At 72.9% G+C, this 17045-nt stretch carries 17 protein-coding genes and 1 riboswitch; of the genes, 9 read left to right on the plus strand and 8 right to left on the minus strand.

What is annotated here, in order from left to right; all coding sequences use genetic code 11:
- Positions 1–92 precede the first annotated feature (92 nt).
- The gene (locus AC068Z_RS30725) at positions 93–917 is read right to left on the minus strand and encodes a methyltransferase (RefSeq protein WP_478562795.1); all 825 of its coding nucleotides are present in this window, start codon (positions 915–917) and stop codon (positions 93–95) included.
- Positions 918–1069: 152 nt separating this feature from the next.
- Positions 1070–1633 (minus strand): SAV_6107 family HEPN domain-containing protein, encoded by a 564-nt coding sequence (locus AC068Z_RS30730; RefSeq protein WP_478562798.1) that lies wholly within the window; start codon positions 1631–1633, stop codon positions 1070–1072.
- A 161-nt stretch (positions 1634–1794) separates the two neighbouring features.
- Here AC068Z_RS30730 and AC068Z_RS30735 point away from each other — a divergent pair, with 161 nt between their 5' ends.
- The 5 genes from AC068Z_RS30735 (at position 1795) to AC068Z_RS30755 (ending at position 7859) form a co-directional block, all read left to right on the plus strand.
- Positions 1795–2553 (plus strand): ATP-binding cassette domain-containing protein, encoded by a 759-nt coding sequence (locus tag AC068Z_RS30735; RefSeq protein WP_478562801.1) that lies wholly within the window; start codon positions 1795–1797, stop codon positions 2551–2553.
- Positions 2525–4609 carry a YhgE/Pip family protein gene (locus AC068Z_RS30740; protein WP_478562804.1) on the plus strand — a complete coding sequence of 695 codons (2085 nt, stop codon included), beginning with the start codon at positions 2525–2527 and terminating at the stop codon, positions 4607–4609. Before AC068Z_RS30735 ends, AC068Z_RS30740 begins: the two co-directional genes overlap by 29 nt.
- Before the next feature lie 23 nt (positions 4610–4632).
- Entirely contained in the window at positions 4633–5262 is a 630-nt protein-coding gene (locus AC068Z_RS30745; protein WP_478562807.1) for a TetR/AcrR family transcriptional regulator, read from the plus strand.
- A 437-nt stretch (positions 5263–5699) separates the two neighbouring features.
- The gene (locus tag AC068Z_RS30750; RefSeq protein ID WP_478562810.1) at positions 5700–6317 is read left to right on the plus strand and encodes a DUF4126 domain-containing protein; all 618 of its coding nucleotides are present in this window, start codon (positions 5700–5702) and stop codon (positions 6315–6317) included.
- Between the two features lie 30 nt (positions 6318–6347).
- Positions 6348–7859: a phytoene desaturase family protein gene (locus AC068Z_RS30755; RefSeq protein WP_478562813.1), complete on the plus strand. Its 1512-nt coding sequence runs from the start codon at positions 6348–6350 to the stop codon at positions 7857–7859.
- A gap of 50 nt (positions 7860–7909) precedes the next feature.
- On the opposite strand, the gene AC068Z_RS30760 is transcribed toward AC068Z_RS30755, so the two are convergent.
- The 6 genes from AC068Z_RS30760 to AC068Z_RS30785 form a co-directional block, all read right to left on the minus strand.
- Positions 7910–8845, minus strand: a complete 936-nt coding sequence (locus tag AC068Z_RS30760) for an SCO2102 family sporulation regulator (RefSeq protein ID WP_478562816.1) — start codon at positions 8843–8845, stop codon at positions 7910–7912.
- Between the two features lie 56 nt (positions 8846–8901).
- Positions 8902–9825 (minus strand): methylenetetrahydrofolate reductase [NAD(P)H], encoded by a 924-nt coding sequence (gene metF, locus AC068Z_RS30765; RefSeq protein WP_478562819.1) that lies wholly within the window; start codon positions 9823–9825, stop codon positions 8902–8904.
- Between the two features lie 106 nt (positions 9826–9931).
- Entirely contained in the window at positions 9932–10582 is a 651-nt protein-coding gene (gene thiE, locus AC068Z_RS30770; RefSeq protein ID WP_478562822.1) for a thiamine phosphate synthase, read from the minus strand.
- Between the two features lie 74 nt (positions 10583–10656).
- Positions 10657–11028, minus strand: coding sequence for an Rv2175c family DNA-binding protein (locus AC068Z_RS30775; RefSeq protein WP_478562825.1), 372 nt, complete (start codon positions 11026–11028; stop codon positions 10657–10659).
- Between the two features lie 67 nt (positions 11029–11095).
- A complete protein-coding gene (locus AC068Z_RS30780) occupies positions 11096–12259 on the minus strand; it encodes an NAD(P)/FAD-dependent oxidoreductase (RefSeq protein ID WP_478562998.1) in 1164 nt (387 codons plus the stop codon).
- A gap of 83 nt (positions 12260–12342) precedes the next feature.
- The gene (locus tag AC068Z_RS30785) at positions 12343–12693 is read right to left on the minus strand and encodes an avidin-fold protein (protein ID WP_478562827.1); all 351 of its coding nucleotides are present in this window, start codon (positions 12691–12693) and stop codon (positions 12343–12345) included.
- Between the two features lie 52 nt (positions 12694–12745).
- A riboswitch (TPP riboswitch) is annotated at positions 12746–12857 on the plus strand.
- Here AC068Z_RS30785 and thiO point away from each other — a divergent pair.
- From thiO to pknB, 4 genes are all read left to right on the plus strand, one after another.
- The gene (gene thiO, locus AC068Z_RS30790) at positions 12855–14024 is read left to right on the plus strand and encodes a glycine oxidase ThiO (RefSeq protein WP_478562830.1); all 1170 of its coding nucleotides are present in this window, start codon (positions 12855–12857) and stop codon (positions 14022–14024) included. Its footprint overlaps the riboswitch before it by 3 nt.
- On the plus strand, positions 14021–14221 hold the full coding sequence (thiS, locus tag AC068Z_RS30795; protein WP_478562833.1) for a sulfur carrier protein ThiS: 201 nt from the start codon (positions 14021–14023) through the stop codon (positions 14219–14221). Before thiO ends, thiS begins: the two co-directional genes overlap by 4 nt.
- A gap of 3 nt (positions 14222–14224) precedes the next feature.
- Positions 14225–15019, plus strand: coding sequence for a thiazole synthase (locus tag AC068Z_RS30800; protein ID WP_478562836.1), 795 nt, complete (start codon positions 14225–14227; stop codon positions 15017–15019).
- Positions 15020–15113: 94 nt separating this feature from the next.
- Complete coding sequence (gene pknB, locus AC068Z_RS30805) at positions 15114–17045, plus strand: Stk1 family PASTA domain-containing Ser/Thr kinase (RefSeq protein WP_478562839.1); 1932 nt, start codon at positions 15114–15116, stop codon at positions 17043–17045.

Raw genomic sequence — 17045 nt, forward strand, 5'->3', positions numbered from 1 at the left:
CGATCATACGGCGCTGGGCGCCCGATCGGGGGGCCTGTGGCGTACTCCATGTGCGGCCAAGTCCCTGATCAGCGGCGCGCCTCAGGAGCCGCTCAGGCCCCGGCGCTCCCCCGCGGCTCACCGAGCACGTGGAGCTGTGTGGCCACCGAGTGGAAGGCGGGCAGCTCGGCCGCCGCCTCCTCCAGCTTGAGCAGCGCTTCCAGGGCGCCGGGCTCGGTGTCCACCAGGACGCCGGGCACCAGGTCGGCGAAGACCCGTACGCCGTGCACGGCGCCGACGCGCAGGCCCGCGCCCTCGACCAGCGCGGTGAGCTGTTCGGCGGTGAAGCGGTGCGGCACGGGGTCCCCGGCGCCCCAGCGGCCGTTCGGGTCCTCCAGGGCCTGCTTGGCCTCCTTGAAGTGGCCGGCGAGGGCCCGGGCGAGCACGGCACCGCCGAGTCCGGCGGCGAGCAGGCTGAGGACGCCCTCGGGCCGCAGGGCGGCCACGGCGTTGCGGACGCCCTCGGCCGGGTCGTCCACGTACTCCAGGACGCCGTGGCACAGCACCGCGTCGTAGCCGCCGCGCTCGACCACGTCGAAGAGACCGTGGGCGTCGCCCTGGACGCCCTGGACGCGGTCGGCGACGCCGGCCTCGGCGGCGCGGCGCTCCAGCGCGAACAGGGCGTTCGGGCTGGGGTCGACCACGGTGACCCGGTGGCCGAGGCTCGCCACCTGCACGGCGAACTTGCCGCTGCCGCCGCCGGCGTCGAGGACGTCCAGTGCCTCCCGGCCGGTGGCCTTGACCTGGCGGTCGAGAGCCTCCTGGAGGACTTCCCACACCACCGCGGTACGGAGGGAGGCGCGGGAACGGGGGTCGGAGCGCAGCGACGTCGGTTGAGGGTGGTGGTGGGCGACGGGCGGGCGCATCGGGTCCGACACGGCTGTTGACTCCTCGGCGCGGCACCGCCTCTGGTTACGGCGGAGCGAACGGGGTGCCGTCCGGCCCGGAGTACCGGAGCGGGACGGCTTCAGGCGTGTCCCACCCTATTGCCTCCGGCCCCGGACCTGTCACCGCGTGCCGCCGCGGGCCCTCAGCCCGCGTCCGGGAAGTCCTGGCCCGGGGGTTCCCCCTCTCCCTGGTCGGTGTCCTGGCGGGGCTGCGGCAGCACGGGCTGGAGGACCAGCATCCGCTCGACGAGCCGCAGGAACATCGCCACGTCCCGGATCAGGTCGTCGGCGTCCCGGCGGCTGGCCGCGCCCTGGATCCCCGCTTCGGCCCGGGCGCGGCGCCGGGCCCCGGAGGCGAACAGCGCGCTCCACTCGGTCAGCTCGGGCGCTATCTCGGGGAGCACTTCCCAGGCGCTCCTGATGCGGGCCCGGCGTCGGGGTGACGGTTCGGGACGTCCTCGCGCGGCGAGGACGGCGGCCGCGGTGCGCAGGGCGGCCAGGTGGGCTGTCGCATAGCGCTCGTTCGGGGTCTCCAGGACGGCGGCCTCGTCGAGTCCGGCGCGGGCCTGGGCGAGCAGGTCGAGGGCGGCGGGCGGGGCCGTGGCCCGGCGCAGCACGGGGTGCACATCGCTCGCCGGGCCGGTCAGTGAGGGGGCAGGGCCGGTGGCGCGGCGCCGGCGGGCGGCGGCTGCGTGGTAGCTGGCCATGACGAACCTCCTGTCGTCTGTGTGACGGCACGGGTGCCGTATGTGCCCATCGTGAGGTATGGCACTGACAATCCGTTCTGACCTGGGCTTTTGCTTCGCTCGACAGTTCGGGTTAGTTTTTGCACTGACCAGTCAGTTTAAAAACAGGGGATGGGGGAGCCGTGGCCGCAGCAGGCGTCACGGCCCAGGGCCTCGGCCTCGAAGGGCCCCGCGGATGGGCGTTCCGCGGGGTCTCCTTCGAGGCGGACCCGGGCTCACTGATCGCGGTGGAGGGGCCGTCCGGATCCGGGCGCACGTGCCTTCTGCTCGCGCTCACCGGACGGATGAAGGCCACCGAGGGGACGGCCCGGGTGGGTGCGGCCGTGCTGCCTAAGCAGCTCGGGGCGGCGCGGCGCTTCAGCGCCCTCGCCCACGTCCCCGGTGTCACCGACCTCGACCCGGCGCTCACCGTCGCCGAGCACCTGCACGAGCGGGCGCTGCTCCAACGGCGGTTCGGCGGCTCCCTGCGCGGACTGCTGCGGCCCAGGGCGGAGCGGGCGACGGAGGCCCGGCTGCGGATCGACCGGGCGCTGGCCGCCGCCGGCCTCGACCGGGAGGCCCTGCCGAAGGGCTCCAGGACCGCCGTACGCGATCTGGAGCGGGTGGAGGCGCTGCGGCTGTCCGTGGCGCTGGCCCTGATCGGCGAGCCGGGGCTGCTGGGGGTGGACGACACCGACCTCAAGCTCTCCGACGCCGAACGGGACGTGGTCTGGGCGCTGCTGAGGTCGATCGCCGAGTCCGGGACGACGGTGCTGGCGGTGTGCAGCGAGGCGCCGGAGGGAGCCGTCGCCGTGTCCACGGCACCCCGGGAAGAGGCCGGGCAAGACGAGGACGCGGAGGAGGTGTCCGCCGATGCGCTCGCCGAGGCTCGCCGCGCTTGAGATCCGGCGGTTCGGGCGGGGGAAGCTGCCCCGTGCCGCCCTGGTGGCGCTGCTGGTGCTGCCGCTGCTGTACGGCGCCCTGTACCTGTGGGCCTTCTGGGACCCGTACGGCCGTCTGGACCGTATCCCCGTGGCGCTGGTGAACGACGACAAGGGGGCGAAGGCCGACGGGAAGAGGATCACCGCGGGTGACGACATCGTCGAACGCCTGCACGACAGTGAGGTTTTCGACTGGCACGAGGTCAGCTCCGACGAGGCACGCGCGGGCGTGGAGGACGGCACGTACTACCTGTCCCTGACCATGCCGGCCGACTTCAGCGAGCGGATCGCGTCCAGCTCCGGGAAGTCCCCCGAGACCGGCGCGCTCCAGGTGCGCACCAACGACGCCAACAACTACATCGTCGGGCAGATCTCCCGGACGGTCTTCAGCGAGGTGCGCGACGCCGCGTCCACCAAGGCCTCGCGGTCCTTCCTGGACCGGATCTTCATCTCCTTCTCCGACATCCACGGCGAGACGGTGAAGGCCGCCGAGGGCGCCGACAAGCTGGAGAGCGGCATCGGGAAGGCCGAGAAGGGCTCGCGCGACCTCGCCGACGGGCTGAAGGACGCCAAGGCCGGCAGCGGCAAGCTGGCCAAGGGGCTGACGAAGCTCGACAAGGGCGCCGGCGATCTCGAGGACGGCTCCGCGAAGGTGGCCGAGGGCACCCAGAAGCTCGCCGACAAGGTCAACGCGACCGCCGGGAAGGTCGGTCCGTTCCTGAAGGACAACGAGAAGACCATCGGCGACACCGCCCAGCTGGTCGCCGACGCCTCGGGAGCGATCCGCGACAACCTGGACGCCCTGGTGAAGCGCGCGCCGACCGCCGCCGAGAACGCCCGCAAGGCCTCCGACGACCTGAACCGCGTCCACAAGGCACGCTGCGAGGACGCCGTGCTGCCCGACGCGGCCTGCGCCGACCTGAAGACGGCCAAGGACGCCGCCGCGGACGTGGCCGGGATCGCCGACGACGTCAACACGCTGATCGCCGACCAGGACGGCGACCTGGACAAGCTCGACGGGCACCTGGCCACCCTGGAGAAGCAGGCCCAGGCCCTGGCCGACCGCGCGCCCCACCTCTCCGAGGACCTCGACGACGCGGTCACCAGGATCAACGACCTGAACGAGGGTGCCGCCAAGGTCGCCGCAGGCGCCGGGAAGCTTCACACGGGACTCGGCACGGCCAGTACCGGGGCCACGGACCTGGACGAGGGCGTCGGCGACCTCAAGACCGGCGCCAAGGACCTCAAGTCCGGCCTGTACAAGCTCGTCGACGGCTCCAGTGACCTCTCGGACGGACTGCACGACGGTGCCGAGCAGATCCCCGACTACGGCAAGCGGGACCGCGACGAACGCACCGAGGTGATGGCCGACCCCGTCCGGCTGGTCTCCGAGGACCTGCACAAGGCGCCCAACTACGGCACCGGATTCGCGCCGTACTTCATCCCGCTGTCCCTGTGGGTGGGCTCGATGGTGGCGTACATGCTGATCGCGCCGATGAACCGGCGGGCCCTCGCGGCGGGCGCCTCGGCCTGGCGGATCGCGCTGGCGGGCTGGCTGCCGGTGGTGGCGATCGGGGTGCTCCAGACGGTGGCCCTGATGTCGGTGCTGCACTGGGCGGTGGGGCTCCAGATGGCCCGCGCGGCCGGGACGGTGGGCTTCCTGTTCCTGGTGACGGCGTGCTTCGCGTCGATCGTGCAGTGGCTGAACGCCCGCTTCGGGGCGGCCGGCCGGATCCTCGTGCTCGCGCTGCTGATGCTCCAGCTGACGTCCGCGGGCGGCACGTACCCCGTACAGACCAGCCCGGGCTTCTTCAACGCCCTCCACCCCTTCCTGCCGATGAGCTACGTCGTCGAGGCCCTCAGGAGGCTCATCACGGGCGGCGGTCTGGAACCGGTGTGGCACGCGTGCGTGGTGCTCGCCGTCTTCACCGCGGGCGCCCTCGCGCTGACCGCGCTGTCGGCGCGCCGCCGCCAGGTGTGGACGCTCGACCGGCTGCACCCGGAGCTGAGCCTGTGAGCGCGCGCGGGACAATCATGGCCATGGACAGCAGCAGCGCCGCGTCGGGCGGCAGCACGCGCCGTGAGGCCACCCGGCAGAAGCTCTACGAGGCCGCCGTCACCCTCATCGCCGAGCAGGGTTTCTCCGCCACCACGGTGGACGAGATCGCCGAGCGGGCCGGGGTCGCGAAGGGCACGGTGTACTACAACTTCGCGAGCAAGTCGGTCCTCTTCGAGGAGCTGCTGCGGCACGGCGTGGGCCTGCTCAAGGCCTCCCTCCAGGAGGCGGCCGAGCGCACGGACCGGGAGGGCGGCAGCAAGGTCGACGCCCTGGACGCGATGATCCGCGCGGGGCTCGGCTTCATCGCCGCCTACCCGGCCTTCACCCAGCTGTACGTGGCCGAGCTGTGGCGCACCAACCGGGCCTGGCAGTCCACGCTCATGGTGGTGCGCCAGGACGTCGTCGCCGTGGTGGAGGGCGTGCTGCGCGACGGCGTGGCGAACGGCGAGTTCAGCGACGAGATCGACATCCAGCTGACCGCCGCCGCCCTGGTCGGCATGGTCCTGGTGGCCGCCCTGGACTGGCAGTCGTTCCAGCCGGAGCGCTCCCTGGACGACGTCCACTCGGCGCTGTCGCGGCTGCTCCAGGGACGGGTGAGCGGCCGGGGCTAGGCCCCGGGCGAACAAGGCGCACAAGCCCGTACGCCCAAGGCGCACAAGCCCCGTACGACCAAGGCGTGCACGAAAGCGCCGGTCCGCCGTGGCCACGTTCCCCCGCGTGCCACCGCGAACCGGCGCTTCCGTCGTACGCCCCCGTTGTCCCCCGTGTCCCCCGTCGGTCCCCCGTCCGGTCGTTTCCCCCGGGTTCCCCGTGTCTCGCTTCCGCCGACGCGCGGGCCGGCGGAAGGAGCGGATCCAGGGGCGGCTCCGTTCCGGCGCCCCGTGTCGCCGGTGCCGGAGCCGGTCCCTTTCTCCGTGCCTCCACTCTCTCGTTCCCGCAGGTCGTACCCCATCCGCGCGCGTACTCATCTCCGCGCCTAGGTACCCGTACTCAGTCCTGCGCGCCCGGGCCCACGACGGCCGGGCCCCGCCTGGTTACGATCGCGTCCGTGTCGGTACTCCCCCTCGTCTTCACGAGCGGCTGGGCCAGCGGCATCAACGCGTACGCGGTGGTGCTGCTCCTCGGCGTCTTCGGCGCGACCGGGGTGAGCGAGGAGGTCCCCGAGTCGCTCCAGCGCCCCGAGGTGCTGATCGCGGCGGGCGTGTTGTTCCTGTGCGAGGCGGTCGCCGACAAGATCCCGTACGTCGACTCCGCGTGGGACTCGGTGCACACGGTGATCCGTCCGGTCGCCGGCGCCTGGATCGGCGCGCTGCTCGCCGGGCAGAGCGGATCGCTGTCGGACGTGGCGGCGGGCCTGGTCGGCGGTTCCTCGGCGCTGGCCAGCCACGCGGTGAAGGCCGGGACGCGGATGGCGGTGAACACCTCCCCGGAGCCGTTCAGCAACGTGATCGTGAGCCTGGCCGAGGACCTCGGCGTCGGCGCGATCGTCACCTTCGCGATGTTCAACCCGGAGGCGGCCGCGATCATCGCCGGGGTGCTGCTGCTCGCCGGTCTCGGTGTGCTGTTCTTCCTCGCCTCGCGCATCCGCCGGTTCCTGCGGCGCAGGGCCCAGCGCCGGGAGGAGCGACGACTGGCCGCGCGGCCCGAGCGGCCTCCGCCGCCGTGACTGTCAGTGGCGGCGGATAAAGTCCCTGACATGGCACGGATTGCGGTGATCGGCGCCGGGACGGGCGCGATGGCGGCCGCTGCCCGGCTGGCCGTCGCGGGCCACCGGGTGGCGGTGTACGAGCGTACGGAGACCTACGGCGGAGCGGTGCGCCGCTTCGAGCGGGACGGCTTCTCCTTCGACACCGGCCCCGGCCTGCTGCCCCTGCCCGCGGTCTGGCGCGATGTGTTCGTCAAGACCGGCAAGGAGCCCCTGGAGGACTGCGTCGAGCTGGTCCAGGTCGACCCCTCGTCACGGCATGTGTTCGCGGACGGCACGGAGTTCGCGCTGCCGAACGCCTCCCGCGCGGGCGTCGTCGCGGCCCTGGACGCGGCGCTCGGCGCGGGCGCGGGCGGACGCTGGGGCGACTTCCTGGTGCGGGCCCGCGAGGCGTGGGACCGCAGCCGCAGGCCGCTCCTGGAGGAGCCGCTGTGGCCCAACTGGCAGGTGCTGGCCGAGCGCGAGCCCTATCCGGCGGTCCCCCACAAGCGGCTGCTCCGTACCCGAAGGGCCACCACTCTCGCCGAGATCGGCGCCTGGGAGCTGCGCGACCCCCGGCTGACGGCACTGCTGGAGAGCCACGCCCTCGCCCACGGTCTGGATCCCGAGGCCGCTCCGGCGAGCGCGGCCGTCCTGCCGTACATGGAGCACGCCTTCGGCACCTGGTATGTGCGGGGCGGCATCCGGGAGTTGGCGCGCGCACTGTACGAGCGGTGCCTGGCCCGGAAGGTGGAGTTCCATTTCGGCGCCGAGGTGACCGGGGTGGTGGAGAAGGACGGCCGGGCGGCGGGACTGGAGCTCGCCGACGGCACGGTGACGGAGGCTGATCTCGTCATCGGCGGCGGGCCGTGGCGGCTCGGCGACCTGGCGCGCGGCCGGGAACTGTACGGCGTGGGGGACGTCCAGCCCCGGCCCGAGGGGTCCTCCCCCGGCCGGGTCGTGGTCTGTCTCGCCCTGCGCGGTGCGCGCGAGGCGGGGGCCGCGCATCTGACGGTGGTGCACACCCCGGACCGGCAGGCCGAGTTGGGCGCCCTCGCGCTCGGTGAGCCGCCCGCGCGGCCGACCGTCCGCGTCGGCCGCCCCGACGACCCCGCACTGCGGCCCGACGAGGAGCACGAGTCGATGGTGCTCACCGCGACGGTGCCCTCCCAGACGCGCTACGACTGGACGGCCCCGGGCGCCGCCGACTCCTTCGCGGACCGGATGGTGGAGGCGGCCGAGCGCGCGATACCGGGACTGCGCGAGCGGACGCTGTGGCGTGAGGTCCGTACGCCGGTGCACACCCGCGCGGAGACCGGCGCCGAGGGCGGCGGAGTGCCCGCGCCCGCGCTGGCCGCGGCGGAGGGGGCGTTTCTGTACCCGGCCAACAGCACCCGGATGCCCGGCCTGTTCAGCGTCGGCGGCTGGTCGCACCCCGGCGGCGGACTCCCCCACGCGGGCATGTCGGGCGCGCTGGTCGCCGGTCTGATCGTGGAGGGCCCGGACTTCCAGGGCTCTCAATGACAAGGGGCGCGAGAGCCGTCACAGCTCTCGCGCCCCCCGGTGAAGATCGCTCAGAAGCGGTACTGCTCGTCGTACCCGCCACCCTGCTGCCCCTGGCCGCCCTGGTACGGATACGGCTGCTCCGGCGGGAGTTCGCCGCCGTAGGGGTCCTCGGTGCTGCGCTGCTGCGGGACCCACACCCCGCCGGGCGGGGTCTCGCCGGTGTAGGTGCCGGTGACGTACTGGTCCTGGGCGTAGCCCTGCTGGCCGTACTGCTGGCCGTAGCCGGTGTCGTACGAGCCGCCGCCGTAGGTCTGGGTGCCGATGTACGGGTCGGAGTAGGCGGCGTACTGCTGCTGACCGGTGGTGTCGTAGCCGTACTGCTGCTGGTCGTACCCGGTGTAGCCGTCGTAGCCGTAGGACTGCTCGCCCTGGGCGGCCGTCGCGTACTGCTCCTGCGGCTGGTAGGAGGGGTCCGGGGTCGTGCCGTAGACGCCGTAGGAGCCGGTGTCGTCCGGCATGGGCTGCGGTTCGTAGACCGCGGTGGTCTCGGCGGCCGAAGGCTCCGCGGCACGGGAGGGAGTGAAGACGTCGTCGCGGTCGTAGGCCTCGTCCTGGCCGTAGCCCGCGCGGTCGCCGCCGTAGCGCTCGTCCTCGCCGAAGTGGCCCTCGCCCGCCTCGAGGTCGGAGACCTCCAGGGTCGGGTCCTGGTGGTCCGGCTCACCGCGGCGGCGCTTGCTGCCGGCCAGCGCCGGAGCGTTCACCGCCCAGCCGGAGGCGAAGCCGCGGCGGAACGACAGCGTGACGTAGGTCTGGCCGACCGCGAAGGCGGCGGCACCCAGACCGATGACGATCACCTGCGAGATCAGTACCCCGCCGACGACGCCGAGGAAGCCGCCGAAGGCGAGCAGCCGCCAGCGCAGGCGTGCCTTGTACTGCAGCAGCACCTCGCCCAGCAGCCACAGCGCGACGACGCCGAACGCGATGTAGAGGACCGTCCAGCCCATGTACGCCCCTCTCCCAGTGGCCGTTACGCAGTGTGTCGTACAGCGGTGTGGCCGGTCTAGGCCTGCGGAGGATGGTGCAGACCCAGGTTCTCGTAGATCTCCAGTGTCGCCGTGGAGTTGTTGAGCGTGATGAAGTGCAGACCGGGCACTCCCTCGGCCAGCAGCCGCGCGCAGAACTCCGTGGCGAACTCGATGCCAATGGAGCGTACAGCGGCCGGATCGTCTTTGGCTGTGAGGATCCGCTCTTTCAGGGCCGCCGGGAAGGCCGCGTTGGTGAGGGACGGGATGCGTTCCAGGGTCTTCACGCTGGCGATGGGCATGATCTCGGGGATGATCGGGGTCTCGCAGCCGGCCGCCGCGACCCGGTCGCGCAGCCGCAGATAGTCCTCCGGCTCGAAGAACATCTGAGTGATCGCGTAGTCCGCGCCGGCCCGGCACTTGTCCACGAAGTGCCGGACGTCCGTCTCCCACTCCGCCGAGCGCGGGTGCATCGCGGGGAAGGCCGCGACGCCCACGCAGAAGTCACCGGAGGCCTTGATCAGCTCGACGAGCTCGGCCGCGTAGGCGAGGCCCTGGGGATGCGGCACCCAGTCGCCCATGGGGTCGCCGGGCGGGTCGCCGCGCAGCGCCAGCATGTTGCGGATCCCGGCGTCCGCGTACTGCCCGATGATGTTGCGCAGGTCGGCCACCGAGTGGTCGACGGCGGTGAGGTGGGCGATCGGGGTGAGCGTGGTGTCGGAGGCGATGGCCTCGGTCGCCTTGACCGTGCCGGCGCGGGTGGTGCCGCCCGCGCCGTAGGTCACGGAGACGAAGTCGGGCGCCACGGCCTCGACCCGGCGCAGCGCGTTCCACAGGTTCCGCTCGCCCTTCGGGGTCTTCGGGGCGTAGAACTCGAACGAGTACGTCGTCTTGCCGGTCGCGAGCATCTCGCGCACGGTACGAGCGTGGTCCGACCTGGTGGATGCGGTGCCGAGGGCCATACCCGCAGGTTAGCCAGGGGGCGTCGGTCCCCCAACCGAACGCCGGGTATTTGCCCGATTTGTCCGGTTGTTGTCCAGCCCTTGGACAAACCGCGGCCGCTGAGGGCTACCGAGCCTGCCGCAGCCGCTTCGAGAACTCCGCCGCGGCGGCACCCGGGTCGTCCGCCTCGGTGATCGCCCGTACGACGACGACCCGGCGGGCGCCCGCGTCGAGCACCTCGTCGAGGTTGCCCAGGTCGATGCCGCCGATGGCGAACCAGGGACGGTCGGTGCCGAGGGCAGCGGTGTGCCGGACGAGGTCCAGACCCGGGGCGTACCGGCCGGGCTTGGTCGGGGTGGGCCAGCAGGGGCCGGTGCAGAAGTAGTCCACGCCCTCCTGGGCGGCCGCCGCCTCCGCCTCGGACTGCGCGTGCGTGGAGCGGCCGATGACGACGTCCTCGCCGAGGATCGCGCGGGCGGCCGGAACCGGCAGGTCGCCCTGGCCGAGGTGCAGCACGTCGGCGCCCGCGGCGTGGGCCACGTCCGCGCGGTCGTTGACCGCGAGCAGCTTGCCGTGGCGCGCGCAGGCCTCGGCGAGGACCGCCAGGTGCTCCAGCTCCTCGGCGGCCTCCATCCCCTTGTCCCGCAGCTGCACGATGTCGACACCGCCCGCCAGGGCCGCGTCCAGGAACTCGGCGAGGTCGCCCTGGCGCTTGCGGGCGTCCGTGCAGAGGTACAGCCGGGCGTCGGCGAACTGGTCTCGGGCGGTGGCAGGCATACGTGTTCCCCCGTGCTGGGTGGTGCACGGGCCGCGGACCGGCCGTGGCCCGTGCACCGGGACTGTTGATCAGGTCAGACGGCGAGCGCCTGGGCGCGGCGCTTCACCTCCGTGCCGCGATTCTCGCTCAGGGCCTGCGCGGGGGTGCCGGGCAGGCTCTCGTCGGGAGTGAAGAGCCACTCCAGCATCTCTTCGTCGGTGAAGCCGTCGTCCCGGAGCAGCGTCAGAGTGCCGGCCAGGCCCTTGACGACCTTCTGCTCGGCCCCGTCGATGAAGGCGGCGGGGACGTGCAGCGCACGGTTCTCACCACGGCGTACGGCGATGAGCTGGCCCTCCTTGACCAGCTGCCGCACACGTGTCACCTCGACGCCGAGCATTTCGGCGATGTCGGGGAGGGTGAGCCAGGCGGGGACGAGAGCATCGATCTTTGCGTCAATCTCGGTCACGGAAACAAGCCTGCCATCCCGCACTGACATCAGGAAGCCAGACGGCTCCGACCAGGCCGGACGGCGGCTACGCGACCGCCGATTTCAGCGGCCTGGCCGGGTCCTCCAGCAGCGTCGGGTCCATCTGCGTGCCCGCCTCGATCAGCTTGCGGCCCTGCGCCAGGTCCCGGGGCCTGCCGACCGCCAGCAGGGCGACCAGCCGGCCCTCGCGCAGCCAGCAGACGCTCCAGGCGGGGCCGGAGGGGTCGCCGCGCCACACCGTGAGGTCGGCGGAGGCGTGGTGTCCGGCGTACTGGACGAAGCGGCCGAACTGCTCGGACCAGAAGTACGGGACCGGGTCGTAGACCAGCGGGGTCTCGCCGATGATGTCGGCGGCCACCGTGCGCGGGCCCTGGAGGGCGTTGTCCCAGTGGTGGACGAGGAGCCGCTCGCCGTACCGGGCCGAGGGGAAGGAGGCGCAGTCGCCGACCGCGTGGACGTCCGGCACCGAGGTGCGCAGCCGGTCGTCGGCGACGACCTCGCCGTACGCGCCGAGTTCGATGCCCGAGCCCGCCAGCCAGGCGGTGGCGGGCCGGGCGCCGATGCCGACCACGACGGCGCCCGCGGGCAGCCGCGAGCCGTCGTCGAGGACGACCTCGCCGGGCTCGACGTGGGCCACGCGCGCGTGGGTGCGCAGTTCGGCGCCGCTGTCGGCGTACCAGGCGGTCATCGGCGCGGCCACGTCGGCGGGCAGCGCGCCCGCGAGCGGCCGGTCGGCGGCCTCGACGACCGTCACCGTGCAGCCGGCCTCGCGCGCGGCGGTGGCGAACTCGGCGCCGATCCAGCCGGCCCCGACCACCACGATGTCGTGCTGCCGGGCGAGCACCGGCCGCAGCCGCTCGGCGTCGTCGAGGGTGCGCAGCAGATGCACTCCGGGGACGCCCTCGGCGCCGGGCAGCCGGATCGGTTCGGCACCGGTGGCGAGGACGAGACCGTCGTACGCCACGGGCCCCTCGGCGGTGTCCAGCTCATGGTCGGCGGGGCGCACGCCCAGGACCTCGCGGCCGAGTCGCAGGTCGATGCCGAGCGCCTCGAAGTCCACGTCGAAGGCGGAGTCCTCGGCCTTGCCGAGCAGCACGGCCTTGGACAGCGGGGGCCGGTCGTAGGGCTGGTGCGGCTCGGCGCCGATCACGGTCACCGTGCCCGTGAAGCCCTGTTCGCGCAGGGCGACCGCGGTCTGGACCCCGGCCATGCCGGCGCCGACCACCACCACCGTCCGCTGCGACGTCTTCTGCTCGCTCACCTGATCACCCTAGCCAACTGACAATCTGTCAGTCAGCCGTCGTGCCGCGTGACCTGCTCCACAACGCTGGTCCCGGATCCCGGCTGGGACTCCCACTCCCAGGTCTCCTCCAGGCGCACGCGCCCGTCGGGCAGCTCCACCACGGTCGACACACAGTGCCCCGACGAGGTGGTCCCGTCGTGCTTGAGCTGCACGTACCGGAAGTCCAGCCGGTCACCCTCCCGCCTACCCACCAGATGCCCGCGTACGACATCGCCGCCCGCGTACTCGGCCCAGATCTCACCGTTCTTCTCGTGGTACGTGAACCGGGTGCGGGTGCCCACCTGACCTGGGGCCTGATCGGCGACAGGGGCGAGGACGAGACCGTCGAGCGAGCGGGCCACGGGCGGAGGCTCCCTTACTGAGACATACGGCGGGCGGCTAGGGTGGCCAACGTAGAGCACTCGCGGGAGCCCGGACGCACCGGGCTGAGAGGGAGGCTGGCGGCCTCCGACCGTACGAACCTGATCCGGGTCATGCCGGCGAAGGGAGGGGCTGGACGCCCATGTCGCGTACGCGAACGTCAGACGTCCTTGTCATCGGGGGCGGGATCATCGGCCTGGTCACGGCCTGGAGAGCGGCTCAGCGCGGCTTCTCCACGGCCGTGCTGGACCCCGAGCCGGGCGGCGGCGCCGCCCAGGTGGCGGCCGGAATGCTGGCCGCCGTCACGGAACTGCACTACGGCGAGCAGACGCTGCTCGGCCTGAATCTGGCCTCGGCCCGCCGCTATCCCGACTTCGCGGCCGAGCTCGGCGACCTCACCGGTCAGGACCTCGGCTACCGGCAGTGCGGCACCCTCGCGGTCGCGCTGGACGCCGACGACCGGGCGCACCTGCGGGAACTGCACGCGCTGCAGCGGGAGTCGGGGCTCGACTCCGAGTGGCTGTCGGGGCGGGACTGCCGGCGTCTGGAGCCGATGCTCGCGCCGAGCGTGCGCGGCGGGCTGCGGGTGGACGGCGACCACCAGATCGACCCGCGCCGGCTGGCGGGGGCGCTGGTGACCGCGTGCGAGCGGGCCGGGGTGGTCTTCCACCGGGACTGGGCCGAGCGGCTCGTCGTGACCGGGGACCGGGCGGCGGGCGTCGTCACGCGCGGGGGAGAGGAGCCGGCGGCCGGGCAGGTGGTCCTGGCCGCCGGGAGCCTGAGCCGACGCCTCGCCGGTGTCCCCGACGCCGTACTGCCGCCCGTGCGGCCCGTGAAGGGGCAGGTGCTGCGGCTGACCGTGCCGCGGCGGCACGCGCCGTTCCTGAGCCGGACCGTCCGCGCGGTGGTGCGCGGCAGCCAGGTCTACCTGGTGCCGCGGGAGAACGGCGAGCTGGTGGTCGGCGCGACCAGCGAGGAACTCGGCTGGGACACCACGGTGACCGCGGGAGGCGTGTACGAGCTGCTGCGCGACGCGCACGAGCTGATGCCCGGGATCACCGAGCTGCCGCTGACGGAGACCCGCGCGGGGCTGCGCCCCGGGTCACCGGACAACGCGCCGCTGCTCGGCCCGACGGAGCTGGACGGCCTGCTGCTGGCCACGGGCCACTACCGCAACGGCGTGCTGCTGACACCGGTCACCGGTGACGCCCTCGCCCATGCCCTGGCCACGGGTGAACTCACCGACGAGGCCCGTCCGTTCAGCCCGAAGCGATTCGCCCCGCAGTTCGCCCTCACGGAGCAGCCCGTATGAACATCTCGGTCAACGGCGAGCGGCGGTCGGTCGAGCCCGGCACGGCTCTCGACACGCTCGTGAAGTCCCTCACCGCGGCGCCCTCCGGAGTGGCCGCCGCGCTCAACGAAACCGTCGTCCCGCGCGCGCAGTGGTCCTCGACCTCCCTCTCCGAGGGGGACCGGGTCGAGGTCCTCACCGCCGTCCAAGGAGGCTGACCCATGGCCGACGATCCCTTTGTCCTCGGCGGTACGTCCTTCTCGTCCCGGCTGATCATGGGCACCGGCGGTGCGCCCAGCCTGGAGGTGCTGGAGCGGGCGCTCGTGGCGTCCGGAACGGAGCTGACCACCGTCGCGATGCGGCGGGTGGACGCCTCGGTGCACGGATCCGTGCTGTCGGTGCTGGAAAAGCTCGGCATCCGGGTGCTCCCGAACACGGCCGGGTGCTTCACGGCCGGGGAGGCCGTCCTGACCGCCCGTCTCGCGCGGGAGGCGCTCGGCACCGACCTGATCAAGCTGGAGGTCATCGCCGACGAGCGGACCCTGCTGCCGGACCCCATCGAGCTGCTGGACGCGGCGGAGACGCTGGTGGACGACGGCTTCACGGTGCTGCCGTACACGAACGACGACCCCGTGCTGGCCCGGAGGCTGGAGGACGTGGGCTGCGCGGCGATCATGCCGCTGGGCTCCCCCATCGGCTCCGGCCTCGGGATCCGCAACCCGCACAACTTCCAGCTGATCGTGGAGCACGCGCGTGTGCCGGTGATCCTGGACGCGGGCGCCGGCACGGCCTCCGACGCGGCACTGGCGATGGAGCTGGGCTGCGCGGGTGTGATGCTCGCCTCGGCGGTGACGCGGGCGAAGGAGCCGGTCCTGATGGCCGACGCCATGCGCCACGCGGTGGAGGCCGGGCGTCTCGCGCACCGGGCGGGCCGGATCCCGCGCCGCCACTTCGCGGAGGCCTCGTCACCGGTCGAGGGCCGGGCGGTGCTGGATCCGGAGCGGCCCGCGTTCTGACGAAGCGTGGGTTGCGTCACAGGTCGGCTTCAGTACCGCCCCTATCCCGGACTGAAAGCCGGCCGTGTCGGTCGCTGCTCGTACACTCGCCTGCGTGGATACGACCCTTCAGGACCCGCTGGTCGGGCAGGTGCTCGACGGACGTTATCGCGTGGAAGCGCGGATCGCCGTCGGCGGGATGGCCACGGTCTACCGGGCCGTGGACACCCGGCTCGACCGCGTGCTCGCGCTGAAGGTGATGCATCCCGGCCTCGCGGCCGACGCGACCTTCGTGGAGCGGTTCATCCGGGAGGCCAAGTCGGTCGCCCGGCTCGCGCACCCCAATGTCGTCCAGGTCTTCGACCAGGGCACCGATGGGTCGTACGTCTACCTGGCCATGGAGTACGTCGCCGGCTGCACCCTGCGTGACGTGCTGCGCGACCGCGGGGCCCTGCAGCCCCGCGCCGCCCTGGACATCCTGGAGCCGGTCCTCGCCGCGCTGGGCGCCGCGCACCGGGCCGGTTTCGTGCACCGGGACATGAAGCCGGAGAACGTGCTCATCGGGGACGACGGCCGGGTCAAGGTCGCCGACTTCGGGCTCGTGCGCTCCGTGGACACGGTCACCAACACCAGCGGTGCCGTCCTCGGCACCGTCGCCTATCTCGCCCCCGAGCAGATCGACCAGCCCGGCACCGCCGACGCCCGCGTCGACGTGTACGCGTGCGGTGTCGTCCTGTACGAGATGCTCACCGGCCAGCAGCCGCACAGCGGCGAATCCCCCGCGATCGTGCTCTACAAGCACCTGCACGAGGACGTGCCCCCGCCCTCGGCCGTCGTCCCGGGCCTCGCGTACGAGCTGGACGCGCTGGTCGCCTCGGCCACCGCGCGCACCCCGGACGTCCGCCCGTACGACGCGGTCGCCCTGCTCGCCGAGGCCCGCGACACCCGTGCCGCGCTCGGCGCCGAGCAGCTGGACGCGCTGCCCCCGCAGGCGCTCTCCGCCGAGCACGACAGCGCCGAGGACCGCACCAGCGTGATCCCGCGTTCCCTCACGGTGCCGCGCCCCCTGCCGGTCAACGAGGAGGAAGAGCAGCGCTTCCACACGAGCCGCCTGGAGAGCGCGCCGCTGCCTCCGTCCAACCGGCCCGGCCCGAGATCCTCCCGGCGCGGTCCCCTCGCCCTCGTGGTCGCCGTCCTGCTCGTCCTCGGCGTCGGCGCGGGTGTCTGGTACATCAACTCCGGCCAGTTCACCAAGGTCCCGGCGCTGCTGACCAAGACGGAGGCGCAGGCCGAGGACCGGCTGGCGGACGCCGGTCTGGAGCTCGGCAAGGTCGAGCTCGCCTACAGCGACACCGTCAAGCGCGGTCAGGTCATCAGCACCGACCCCGCCGCGGGCAGCCGGATCCGGCACAACGACTCGGTGAACCTGACGATCTCCAAGGGGCCGGAGGTCGTGAAGGTCCCGGACCTGACGGGCCACCGTCTGGACAAGGCGCGCGGGCTGCTGAGGGACGGGGGACTGGAGCCGGGGATGGTGACCCGGGAGTTCAGCGACTCCGTCCCCAAGGGCTTCGTGATCTCTACGGACCCCGAGGCGGGCACCGAGCGCCGCTCGGGCTCCGCCGTCGCGCTGGTCGTCAGCAAGGGCGCCCCGGTCGACGTGCCGGACGTGCTCGGCGACAGCCTGGAGGACGCGAGGGCCGAGCTGGAGGAGGCGGGCCTGAAGGTGCGGGTCGCCGCGGAGCAGGTGACCTCCTCCGAGTACGACAAGGGCGAGGTCGCCGCGCTGGACCCGGAGGCCGGCACCGAGGTCGTCACGGGTGAGACGGTGACGCTGACGCTGTCCAAGGGCCCGGAGATGGTCGAGGTCCCGGACGTCACCGGCGACAACGTCGACGACGCCAAGGCGGAGCTGGAGGCCGCGGGCTTCGAGGTCGACGAGGACCGCGGGCTGCTGGGGCTCTTCGGCGACACCGTCGAGAGCCAGTCCGTCGAGGGCGGCGAGACCGCGCCGAAGGGCTCGACGATCACGATCGAGATCCGGTGA

The sequence above is a fragment of the Streptomyces sp. NPDC043726 genome, assembly GCF_056436565.1.

Coding starts and splice junctions, on each gene's coding strand:
- AC068Z_RS30745 (WP_478562807.1), top strand. CDS start 4,633: ATGGACAGCAGCAGCGCCGCGTCGGGCGGCAGCACGCGCCGTGAGGCC.
- thiS (WP_478562833.1), top strand. CDS start 14,021: ATGAACATCTCGGTCAACGGCGAGCGGCGGTCGGTCGAGCCCGGCACG.
- AC068Z_RS30740 (WP_478562804.1), top strand. CDS start 2,525: ATGCGCTCGCCGAGGCTCGCCGCGCTTGAGATCCGGCGGTTCGGGCGG.
- AC068Z_RS30760 (WP_478562816.1), bottom strand. CDS start 8,845: ATGGGCTGGACGGTCCTCTACATCGCGTTCGGCGTCGTCGCGCTGTGG.
- AC068Z_RS30800 (WP_478562836.1), top strand. CDS start 14,225: ATGGCCGACGATCCCTTTGTCCTCGGCGGTACGTCCTTCTCGTCCCGG.
- AC068Z_RS30755 (WP_478562813.1), top strand. CDS start 6,348: ATGGCACGGATTGCGGTGATCGGCGCCGGGACGGGCGCGATGGCGGCC.
- AC068Z_RS30780 (WP_478562998.1), bottom strand. CDS start 12,259: ATGGCCGGGGTCCAGACCGCGGTCGCCCTGCGCGAACAGGGCTTCACG.
- thiE (WP_478562822.1), bottom strand. CDS start 10,582: ATGCCTGCCACCGCCCGAGACCAGTTCGCCGACGCCCGGCTGTACCTC.
- thiO (WP_478562830.1), top strand. CDS start 12,855: ATGTCGCGTACGCGAACGTCAGACGTCCTTGTCATCGGGGGCGGGATC.
- metF (WP_478562819.1), bottom strand. CDS start 9,825: ATGGCCCTCGGCACCGCATCCACCAGGTCGGACCACGCTCGTACCGTG.
- AC068Z_RS30730 (WP_478562798.1), bottom strand. CDS start 1,633: ATGGCCAGCTACCACGCAGCCGCCGCCCGCCGGCGCCGCGCCACCGGC.